The sequence below is a fragment of the Streptomyces sp. NPDC003042 genome, from assembly GCF_053591315.1.
Map to the genome: position 1 here is coordinate 1 of NZ_JBSFTP010000153.1, position 5773 is coordinate 5773.

The window sequence follows — 5773 nt, forward strand, 5'->3', positions numbered from 1 at the left end:
CGGCATGGCCCCGGCCCACTCCGGCGTCCACGTCGAAGCACGCCAGCCCGACGGATACGGCTTCACCCTGCTCCGCCTCGGCCCGTACACCCAGATCTGGCTCGCCTCCCGCGAGGCCGACCGCCCTCGCCCCGGTGGTGGCGGAAGCGTTGATGGCCCATTGGGCGCCGGAGTGGTCCGAGGTGACGGGCGGCCTGTTGGAGGCCGTCAAGGCGCTTGTGACGCTCCGCCGGGGCCGGGGCGGCCGGCCGCGCGCCTAGCCGGTCGGCGGGGCCTGCGGGCCCCGCCGACGTCCCCCGTCGGAGTGAATTTGGCCCTCGCGTACGCGTAGGCGGCTTGTGCGGTGCGCCCCCCAACTGCCGGTGAAAATGGGCGATTTGATAACTTTCTAGGCATACCGCCATCTTTCGGGCACGGCTCGGTGGTCGGGCCAGTCGATGTGCGATTGGGGTGCGTTTCATGACGCGTTCGGTGCGTGAGGAGTACGACGAGTACGCGGCTGCGTCCCGGCTGTGGGTTCCGGTGGCGGCCTGGCGGTGGGCTACCGGTTCGGGCCTGGTCCCGCCGGCGGATGCCGGCCCGGGTGAGTGGTCGCGGGCGGTGGTGGAGGCCGCCGACGCGGAGCAGGTACGTGCCGTCCTGCCTGGGCGGGAAGCGGCAACGGTCGCCCGGTGGCTCGAAGACCATCCGGAAGTCGAGATCATCTGCCGCGACAGGGCCTCCGCCTACGCCGAGGCAGCCAGGGCAGCCGCCCCTCAAGCGGTCCAGATCGCAGACGTATGGCACCTCTGGAATAAACCTCGCCAAAGCCGTCGAGAGGACCGTCACCAGCCACTACGCCTGCATCCGCGCCGGCCACGAAGCGGCCAGGCAGTCTGACGAGGAGGCTCCCGTCGCACCACCGGACGGAACACTTGACGTCCGCGGCCGACCCCGCCGGATCGTCGGGCGGATCCGCGAACGACACCGCCGCGTCCACGAACTCCTCGCCCAAGGCCGGTCCCTCCGCGGGATCAGCCGGGACCTCGACCTGGACTACTACGCCGTCCGCCGATACGCCCAAACCCCGGACGTCGACACGCTGCTGGTCAAGGTCACCCAGCGCCGCACCCTGCTGGACGACTACAAGCCCTACCTCTACGAACGCTTCACCCAAGGCTGCCGCAACGCCAGCCAGCTCTTCCGAGAAGTCCGTGACCAGGGCTTTCGCGGCGAACGCGCTGGCGTCAACCGATACATCCGCCAGCTGAAGCAGGGCATCCAGACCGCCCGCCCCTCCCACACCTGCCCTGCCCAACCGCGGCGGGCACTTCGCTGGGTGATGACGCACCCCGACCGGCTCCGGCCACATGAAGTCCTCGGCCTCAAGGCGGTCCGGGCCGCCTGCCCCGAACTCGATGCAGCCGTCGAGCGCGTCCGAACCTTCGCCACCCTCATGCACGACCGCCGCGGGCAAGACGTCTTCGACTGGATCGAGCACGTCCACAACAGCGACCTGCCATCGCTACAGCAGTTCGCCCGAGGACTCCTCCACGACCAGGACGCCGTCGTTGCCGGCCTCTCCTCAACCTGGAGCTCAGGCCAAGTCGAAGGCCAGGTCACCAGAGTCAAGCTGATCAAGTGAGCCGGATACGGCCCAGCCAAACTCGACCTCCTCCGAACCCGGATCCTCCTCAGAACCTGACCACCAGCCGATCACAAGATCAGCGACAGAGTCCGTTCATCCGTACCGGGCTGAGCACTTCAACGAGTACGCCGACACCCGCCCTCGCCGGTCAGCTGCAGGCCGTCGGCCTGAGCTCGGGCCACCAGCTCGTCAATCAGCCGGTCGTCCACAGACTTCGACGACGTCTGCTCAGTCGGCTCGACGGACTCGTCCTCGGTCACGTTCTTGCTGGTCATCGATGCATCTTCCATGATCGGGAGTCACACCGTTCGGTTTACAGTCCCTCATCTGCTGGCGACGCCTCAACAAACACCGATCATGATCGTGTTACGAGCTCTGCGGGGGCCGACACGTAGGCCCACTCAGTCCGTGACGAAGGGGGCGTACCCGATCGGAACTTCGCTGACCCGCAGGTCAGAGAAGATGAGGGTGAGGGAGTGGGCGTTGGTGTCGACGAGCACTTCGTGGAAGTCGATCCCGACGGCTCGCGACCACTGTCCGGCGGCCTCGGACTCGAGAAGAACCTGCGAGCACGTCAGATTGGCCCACTTCACGCCCCAGACGAATCCGTCGAGATCTACGCCGGTCTCGTAGTCGATGAGCCGGTCGTCCAGAGACATCCTCCAGGTCGGAGCCGCGACTGACGTCACGCATCGGGCGTCTACGCAGTACCGGAAGAGGTACCGCAGGTGGGCGGGCTCGTTGCTCTGGGGATCCACCCCGACGTAGACGATGATCTCGTAGTCACGCATGTAGCTGGTGTATCCGTGGTGCACGACGGCATTGTCTTCAACCTCGTCCAGCATCTGCTGAAGCACCGCAGCGTCCATACGAACCGTTCTACCCCATAGCCCGTGCATCGCCAGTGACATGGGCTTCGGCGTTTCGGCTGTGGCGGCGCGGCCGCCCGGAACGCCGCCGGACGCCCGATGTCGATGCGCCGCGCGCACTGCGCCCGCAAGCGCTGTGCTTCGAGTGCAGTCAGCCCGGCGCGTGGTCCGTCGGCCTCGCCGACGGTCGCTGCGCGGTTGGGCACAGGGCCGGCGGGCTGGCTGGCGCCCCGATTCTCCCGGCCCGTCGACGGCTGCTCGGCCTTCAGCACGTCCTGGTCGAAGTGCCAGGTGAGGCCGGGGGTGCCGTGCTCGTCGGCGGTGATGTGCCAGCGCAGGGAGGAGGTGACGCGGCGCTTGGCCGTGACGACGCCGATCCGGGCGACGATCTTCTCCCGGGTCTTGTAGTGCCGTCCGCCTGCCGCACCGGCGAGCTTCTCGAGGTCGTCGGCGGCCTTGGCCAGTCGTTTGGCCCGGGCCGCCTGCTGGCCGGCCGCGACGGCGGTGAAATGGACCAGGATCCGGCGCACCGTCAGCGGCGGGTCGCTTTTGCGGCGGTCGGCCAAGGTGTGGGTGCCCTCCAGGACCCGGTATGCCTCCCGTTCCGTCTCCGGCTTCCTCTCGTCCGCTCGGGAACCCAGTCGACGGCCTGGGCCTGCTGGGGATCCAGGGCCGCGTAGACCTCATACTTGATCTGCGCTGCCTTGGACGGGCGCGATGAACTCCACCCCGGCCTGAAGCAGAGCGGTAATGTTGGAGTAGGGCACCAGCTTGGAGTCGGCGACCATCAAAAACGTGTTGGTGGCGGCCATCGCCCGAAGGGTCTTTCATCGCTCCGACGACCTGGCTGACCTCGGCCGCGGCGCCGTCGAAGAGCCGGGAGTGGACGGGGATACCACCGTCGGCGGACACCGCGAGCCCGGCCTGGACCTGTTTCAGGTCCGATGACCTGCCCGTGCGTCAGATGCGCGCTCGCAGTCGATCGCGCCGTCTCTTCCTGGTCCGGCCCCGATTTGGCCCGGGCGCCCGTGCTCGTCCTGCTGATGAGCGAGCGGGGACCGGCGGGGTCGGTTTCGGGGACGGCCGCAGCGGACGGGGACCGTGCGGAAGGGACGCGTCCTGAGACCGCCGGAACGGGGACCACCGCCTGCACCCCGAATCGCCGGCCCGGCCGGGGCAGGCTCAGGAGCCGGTGGCGCGGAACGAGCCGGTGCTCTTGCCGTTGGTATCGGCAAGGAAGCAGGTGATCGCGCGGTCGTCGAGCACCCAATTGCCGGACTGCGGATAGTAGTGGTAGATCGTCAGCGTCTCCGGGAGCTTCGCATTCGCGCCCACGTAGTCGGTGAGCGCCTTGCCGCTGCACTTTTCCTTAGCGATCGAGGCGATCTTCTTCTCACCCGGGTACGGCCCGTCTTCCAGGTTGAAGACGGCGTATGCCTCCGACTGGTGGGGCTGGTCACAGGGCACGACGTCCACGGTCAAGGGCGCCTCGGCATCTTCACCCTGATAATCCTTCAGATCGTCGTTGGAGTTGAAGCAGTCGCCCACCTTGATGTCGTCCACGTCGGTGGAGGCCGGGCCGGAGACCCCGTAGGCCGGCACTCCGAAGAGCCCGAGGGACAGCACGCACACGAGCGCTGCCGTGTGGACGGCAATGGGCGAAACGGAAAGGCCCTTGCCCGTCCGCCCTCGGTGGCGCACAGGGGCGGACGACGATGGTTGCGGTGGTTTCGGGATTCTGGACATGCGCGCAGCTCTCCTTGCACACAGCGTGGGACGCCATCCCTCTCGGATGCCTTCGGGCGGGGGGGCACAGGCCGGACGGCGCCGACGCGTGCCCGCCGATGGAGCTGTACTGCTTTCCACGCTACGCTCTACCGGCGGCGGGGGCCGCTCGAACCGGCCGAGACGCGTCCTGGCCGGACGTGCTGCGGGTGGTCTCTGGCGGGCACGGACACCCGCTTGGTGCGGGTGGCGAAGTCGATAGCCGCTCCAGCCGCCGGCCCGGTCAGCGCTCTGCCTCGCTCGGTACGTGCAGCGGCTTGGCTGCCGGGCGCCGAACGGGATGTTTTTCGCCGCCCCGATCGCCCGCCGTCGGCCGCGGCCACGCATGCCATGGTACGGATGCCGGTCGGAATCAGGCGTTGAGGCCCACGGGAGCCTGTCCCGGAATTTCGGCGGGCGCTGGCCCGGCCGACGATGGCGCCCTGCCGCTGGCCCTCGGCTTCCAGCGGGGTCGCTTTGCGGGCTCACCAGCACCGAGCGACGACAGCTCCTCCACCGACCATCCCCCCAGCCTCCGCGGTGACGTACGCCTTCGCGTAGGCGGGCTCGATCTCGGCAAGCGCCTTCTCCAGCCGCAGCCGCTCCGCCAGGACCTCGGCGAGCGGCTCCAGCGCTGCGTGCCGAGCTGCCTGAAGCTCGGCACCCTCTTGAGCTCAACCCGCGCGTAGGTACTACAAGTACTTACCTACATTGGGGTGCAAGGCGATCTGCGAGGAAGCCGGCTCGGCGTGGTCCGCTCGCCCTATGGCTTCGAGGGTACGCAGGGCCGGGTCATCCGGCCCGTAGAGCCTCATGGCTTGCGGGACTACGCCAGCTCTTCTCCCACGCGCACCGCACCAGCGCGGTCCTTCACAACCCTGCCGCAATTCTGGGGGCCCCACAGCCTCGAGGCTTTCGGGGCGCCACGCTCACCCTGACGCAGCAGCGACCCCTGTACCGGCGCTGGAGCACCTGCCTGGACACACACCCTCATGAGGCGTTCATCGGGCTGGCTGCGCTTCTTCACGCCGCGACCACGAGCGAACTCCGCCTTCTTACGCTCGGTCAGATCAGCATGGCCCGCCGTGCAGGGCGCTTTCCAGGGCGCTCGATCGATATCGACATCGACACGGCGACGTGGAGCCGCTCGAACGCTGCCTCAGACACCGGGCTGCGCTGCGTACGGACAACCCTCATCTGCTGGTGACGCGGCTGACGACCATCACCACCGGCCCGGCCGGCGCCGCACACATCCGAGATAGCCTGGCCCCGGTCGGCTTGCTGCCGAGGATCCTGCGGCCCACTCGGCTGCTGACCCTCGCCGACCAACTCGACATCAAACAGCTCACCGTGGCGCTCGGCATGTCCTACGCCGGAGCCGCCCATTATGTGTAGTTGCGGCGACGCTGGAGCAGCGCCCGGATTTGTGGACTTTGATTTTGGCGGATGGCCAACGCCTTCGTGTGGCGATGGATGAGGAAGATGACCGGCGCGTGCTCTATGCGGCCACAGC

8 protein-coding genes and 1 pseudogene are annotated in these 5773 nt (G+C 68.1%); 3 read left to right on the forward strand and 6 right to left on the reverse strand.

What is annotated here, in order from left to right:
* On the reverse strand, nt 1-211 hold a 211-nt coding region (locus ACWDYJ_RS35700; RefSeq protein WP_451569767.1), incomplete at its 3' end, for a hypothetical protein.
* A 248-nt stretch (nt 212-459) separates the two neighbouring features.
* Between ACWDYJ_RS35700 and ACWDYJ_RS35705 the strand changes: the two genes are divergently transcribed.
* Entirely contained in the window at nt 460-879 is a 420-nt protein-coding gene (locus ACWDYJ_RS35705) for a transposase (RefSeq protein ID WP_451569768.1), read from the forward strand.
* 379 nt (nt 880-1258) lie between these two features.
* Nucleotides 1259-1624, forward strand: a complete 366-nt coding sequence (locus tag ACWDYJ_RS35710) for a transposase (protein ID WP_451569772.1) — start codon at nt 1259-1261, stop codon at nt 1622-1624.
* 137 nt (nt 1625-1761) lie between these two features.
* Here the strand turns inward: ACWDYJ_RS35710 and ACWDYJ_RS35715 are convergent.
* The 5 genes and pseudogenes from ACWDYJ_RS35715 to ACWDYJ_RS35735 form a co-directional block, all read right to left on the reverse strand.
* Nucleotides 1762-1902 (reverse strand): annotated as a pseudogene (locus tag ACWDYJ_RS35715) (IS256 family transposase); the annotation flags it as partial.
* A gap of 126 nt (nt 1903-2028) precedes the next feature.
* Entirely contained in the window at nt 2029-2442 is a 414-nt protein-coding gene (locus ACWDYJ_RS35720; RefSeq protein WP_451569773.1) for a YxiG-like protein, read from the reverse strand.
* Entirely contained in the window at nt 2328-3062 is a 735-nt protein-coding gene (locus ACWDYJ_RS35725; RefSeq protein ID WP_451569774.1) for a hypothetical protein, read from the reverse strand. The genes ACWDYJ_RS35720 and ACWDYJ_RS35725 overlap by 115 nt, the downstream gene beginning before the upstream one ends.
* Nucleotides 3063-3179: 117 nt before the next feature.
* Nucleotides 3180-3308, reverse strand: coding sequence for a hypothetical protein (locus ACWDYJ_RS35730; protein ID WP_451569769.1), 129 nt, complete (start codon nt 3306-3308; stop codon nt 3180-3182).
* A gap of 370 nt (nt 3309-3678) precedes the next feature.
* Nucleotides 3679-4242 (reverse strand): septum formation family protein, encoded by a 564-nt coding sequence (locus ACWDYJ_RS35735; RefSeq protein ID WP_451569770.1) that lies wholly within the window; start codon nt 4240-4242, stop codon nt 3679-3681.
* Between the two features lie 1221 nt (nt 4243-5463).
* Between ACWDYJ_RS35735 and ACWDYJ_RS35740 the strand changes: the two genes are divergently transcribed.
* Nucleotides 5464-5655 (forward strand): hypothetical protein, encoded by a 192-nt coding sequence (locus tag ACWDYJ_RS35740; protein ID WP_451569771.1) that lies wholly within the window; start codon nt 5464-5466, stop codon nt 5653-5655.
* Nucleotides 5656-5773 lie beyond the last annotated feature (118 nt).

Coding starts and splice junctions, on each gene's coding strand:
- ACWDYJ_RS35735 (WP_451569770.1), bottom strand. CDS start 4,242: ATGTCCAGAATCCCGAAACCACCGCAACCATCGTCGTCCGCCCCTGTG.
- ACWDYJ_RS35705 (WP_451569768.1), top strand. CDS start 460: ATGACGCGTTCGGTGCGTGAGGAGTACGACGAGTACGCGGCTGCGTCC.
- ACWDYJ_RS35730 (WP_451569769.1), bottom strand. CDS start 3,308: ATGGCCGCCACCAACACGTTTTTGATGGTCGCCGACTCCAAGCTGGTG.